7 protein-coding genes are annotated in these 3,783 nt (G+C 37.6%); 6 read left to right on the top strand and 1 reads right to left on the bottom strand.

The features are described from left to right. From VB714_RS14995 to VB714_RS14970, 6 genes are all read left to right on the top strand, one after another. A partial coding sequence (locus VB714_RS14995; protein WP_323225416.1) for a hypothetical protein occupies window positions 1–183 on the top strand: 183 nt, incomplete at its 5' end. A gap of 5 nt (window positions 184–188) precedes the next feature. After that, window positions 189–710, top strand: a complete 522-nt coding sequence (locus VB714_RS14990; protein ID WP_204104910.1) for a photosystem I assembly protein Ycf3 — start codon at window positions 189–191, stop codon at window positions 708–710. Between the two features lie 39 nt (window positions 711–749). After that, window positions 750–1,037 (top strand): Asp-tRNA(Asn)/Glu-tRNA(Gln) amidotransferase subunit GatC, encoded by a 288-nt coding sequence (gatC, locus tag VB714_RS14985; RefSeq protein WP_323225415.1) that lies wholly within the window; start codon window positions 750–752, stop codon window positions 1,035–1,037. A gap of 16 nt (window positions 1,038–1,053) precedes the next feature. Continuing rightward, the gene (locus VB714_RS14980) at window positions 1,054–1,470 is read left to right on the top strand and encodes a XisH family protein (RefSeq protein ID WP_323225414.1); all 417 of its coding nucleotides are present in this window, start codon (window positions 1,054–1,056) and stop codon (window positions 1,468–1,470) included. Beyond that, entirely contained in the window at window positions 1,458–1,802 is a 345-nt protein-coding gene (locus VB714_RS14975; protein ID WP_323225413.1) for a XisI protein, read from the top strand. Before VB714_RS14980 ends, VB714_RS14975 begins: the two co-directional genes overlap by 13 nt. Before the next feature lie 23 nt (window positions 1,803–1,825). Next, window positions 1,826–3,478 (top strand): YcjF family protein, encoded by a 1,653-nt coding sequence (locus VB714_RS14970; protein ID WP_323225412.1) that lies wholly within the window; start codon window positions 1,826–1,828, stop codon window positions 3,476–3,478. A gap of 86 nt (window positions 3,479–3,564) precedes the next feature. On the opposite strand, the gene VB714_RS14965 is transcribed toward VB714_RS14970, so the two are convergent. Then, on the bottom strand, window positions 3,565–3,783 hold a 219-nt coding region (locus VB714_RS14965; RefSeq protein ID WP_323225411.1), incomplete at its 5' end, for a hypothetical protein.

Below are 3,783 nucleotides of genomic sequence, written 5' to 3'. Positions count from 1 at the left end.
AGTGTGGGGAGTGTGGGGAGTGTGGGGAGTGTGGGGAGTGTGGGGAGTGTGGGGAGTGTGGGGAGTGTGGGAGAATGGGGAGGTTTCCGGAGTCGGATAACTAATGGAGAAAATATTGCAGCGATTGCGCTGGATGCAACCGATCGCCCTACAATAGGAAAGCGATTATCACCCACGAGTTAAAAACGATGCCTCGGACACAGCGTAACGATAATTTTATCGATAAAAGTTTCACGGTAATGGCAGATATTATCCTCAAGGTACTGCCCACTAATCAAAATGCAAAAAGAGCCTTTGCGTATTATCGAGATGGTATGGCTGCACAAGCGGATGGAGAATACGCAGAAGCCTTAGATAACTATAATGAAGCCTTGACCCTAGAAGATGACCCCAACGATCGCAGTTATATTCTCTACAATATTGGGCTAATTCATGCCAGCAACGGCGAACATTACAAAGCCCTCGAATTCTACCACGAGGCGATCGAGCTTAATCCCAAAATGCCCCAAGCCCTAAATAATGTCGCGGTTATTTATCATTATCAAGGGGAACACGCTAAAGATGATGGTCAAGCAGAAGAAGCGGAAGCTCTGTTCGATCGCGCTGCGGAATATTGGAAACAAGCTATTCGCATTGCCCCTAATAACTACATTGAAGCGCAAAACTGGCTCAAAACCACCGGGCGATCGGAAATGGATATTTTCTTCTAACTTCCTCACTAATCACTATTTACTATTCACTAAAAAGAAATGCTCGATCGCGAACAAGTCCAAAAAGTTGCTCATCTCGCTCGCTTGGAACTCACTGAAGCAGAAGAAGAGTCCTTCACTCGTCAATTGAGTAGTATCCTTGACTATTTCGAGCAACTCAGCGAACTCGATACTACCGATATTCAACCTACAACACGGGCGATCGAGACCAGTAATGTGACTCGTCCCGATCGCTTAGATCCTTCTTTGGAACAAGAGGAAATGTTGAATGCAGCACCCGATCGCAGCGATCGCTTTTTCCAAGTTCCTCAGATTATGAGTGATTAGGATAAGCTGCAAGGAAATGCCTGCACGAGATACTCATCACGAGGCCATTAAAAATGCGTTGATTAAGGATGGCTGGAAAATCATTCACGATCCTTATACAATTAAGTATGAAGAAATTCAGTTGTTTGCCGATCTGCTTGCTGGACGAACTTTAGAAGTAGAGCGCGATGGAGAGCAGATTATTGTTGAAATCAAAAGTTTTCTCGGCCGTTCTCCAATGCGTGAATTTGAAACAGCACTGGGTCAATATATTATTTATCGAACTCTTTTAAAATCTGTTTTACCTGAAGCTAAAGTTTACTTGGGAATTAGCCGTAGTATTTATCAATCATTTTTTCTCCAAAAAGCAATTCAAACAATTCAAAATGAAACTCAACTCATGTTAATTGTTGTCAATCTCAAAAAGGAGGAAATTGTTAAATGGATAAACTAACTCAATATCGCATTTTAGTACAAAAAATCCTCAGCAGGTATGAGGAACTTGCTTCAAAAACACCTAATCCTTCTGGGGTTGATAGTATCTTGGCTTTTGATGAGCATCGAGATCAATATCTTTGGTTACAAACGGGTTGGAATGACGATCGCAAAATTCGAGGAATTACTGTTTATATTCGCATCAAAAATGAGAAAATTTATATTGAGGAAGATTGGACGGAAGAAGGAATTGCAGATGAATTATTAAAGGAGGGAGTTCTCAAAACCGATATTGTTTTGGCTTTTCACGCTCCTGAAACTCGTCAATTTACAGAATTTGCGATCGTATAATTTGATTTGAGGTAAATACGACGATGAATAAGCCGTCTCTAATGCAGCTTGCGAAACAAGGTAACACGGATGCGATCGCCTCTGTTATGAACTATCTTTTACAACAAAAAGAAGTTAACATCAAAGCTGCTCTTAACTCTGGAATTTTAGAGATTATAGCTGAAATGAAGCAATCAGCTAATGAAGAACAATTAAAATCTTCTATTCATTCTGTTGTTAGGCATTTAGCTATTGTTAGCGCTAATCAGCTTAAAATCTATGGCAAACTCCTAGGAAGTAAAACATTAGCTTGGTATGAAGAATATAATATTGCATCCAACACTCATAAATTATTGATTAATGATTCAGAAGATACACTAGATGATGAAATTGATTCTTTCATGTCTACGTTTACAAATAAAGAATCAAAAAATACAGATGTAATTAGCGAAAATCAACGGGAAATATATCTTGAAATATCAGAATCAAAACAAAATGACTTAAACTCAAGAATTTCTCAGGAATTCAACTCATCATTAGAGTATTCTCCAGAAAAATCAATTCGTGACTTTTCTTTACAAGATTTATTAGATAAAGCTCAACACATCAACCAAAATGCTCTCAAAGAACTAGGTCAATGTAATGTATTAGTGATTGGAAAAACAGGAATTGGGAAAAGTACCCTATTGAATACTGTCTTTGGAGATGCCTTAGCAGCAGCAGGTGTTGGTCATCCTATAACCCAAGGAATTAAACAGTATAAAAGAAAAGATTATCCTATTACAATTTATGATACTCCTGGTCTAGAGCTTTCAGGTGAGCAAATCAAACAAGTTAAGCAAGAAGTCTCAGATTTGATCGATCAAACAAATCAATTAAATGAAAAAAAACATATTCATGCAATTTGGTATTGTATTAATCACGGAGCGAATAGATTTGAAAAAGTGGAAGAAGAATGGATTATTAGTTTAGCCGAAAAAAATATCTCTATCATTCTTGTTCTAACTCAATCTCCCAGCAAACAAGGAAGTGAATTTTATAAATTTCTCCAATCAAAAAAATTACCTGTTAAGTGCATTGTTCCTGTTTTAGCAGAACCGAAAAAAGTGCATGATGATTTTCCTCCCATTGAGTCTCATGGTCTCAGTGAATTAGTTGAAGCAACTTTTTTACTACTCCCAGAAATCGCAAAAAAGTCTTTTGCCCGAGAACAGAAGGTCAGTGTTGAATGTAAAGCAAAAGAGGCATTTTTGTATGTGACAGCGTATGCAGCAGGAACATTTGGGGTAGGTTTTTCCCCTATTCCTTTTTCCGATGCACCTATTTTGGCAGCGATACAAATCACAATGCTCACCCATATTACCAATTTTTTTGGAATTCCCTTTAATCGTGAATTTATTACTGCGGTTATATCTGCAATTGGTGGACAAAGTACAATGGCATTGATAGGAAAAAGTATTGTTAGTAATCTGCTGAAATTCTTGCCCGGTATAGGAACAACCGTAGGAGGATTTATTTCAGGTTCAACGGCTGCAACTTTGACTCTTGCTTTGGGATTAGCTTATATTGAAGCACTTAAAATTTATACTACATCGGAAATGAAGGGAATCAAAATTCCTTTTGAGGACTTACAAAATATTTTTATACAACAATATAATTTTTTTATAAAGTCAGGGAAAAAAACTTTAAGAAGTTAATATTTTTTCTTCTCTCAATACTCCGGACAAAATTAGGAAGCAAGAGAACCATTTACTGATTGTATTTCTGTTTTGCACCCAAACTACTATTTCTGTGTTTCTTCTAAAGGAGGAATAGCAAACTCAGAATATGTTTGGCCTGTTCTTGGATCGCGAGGTACACCCATCCTTTGGATAAAATCTGTCCAAGTAATTTTACAATCAGACAAAGCATCTCTAGGCAAAGTTCTGATTAATACCTTGTGGGAGTTAATCTGATATATAGGATTAAGCTCTCTACGGTTAAATTTATTTGTATGAGCGGG

Source organism: Spirulina sp. 06S082, assembly GCF_034932145.1.
GTDB lineage: Bacteria > Cyanobacteriota > Cyanobacteriia > Cyanobacteriales > Spirulinaceae > CCY15215.
This window is presented reverse-complemented; position numbering and strand designations above follow the sequence as displayed.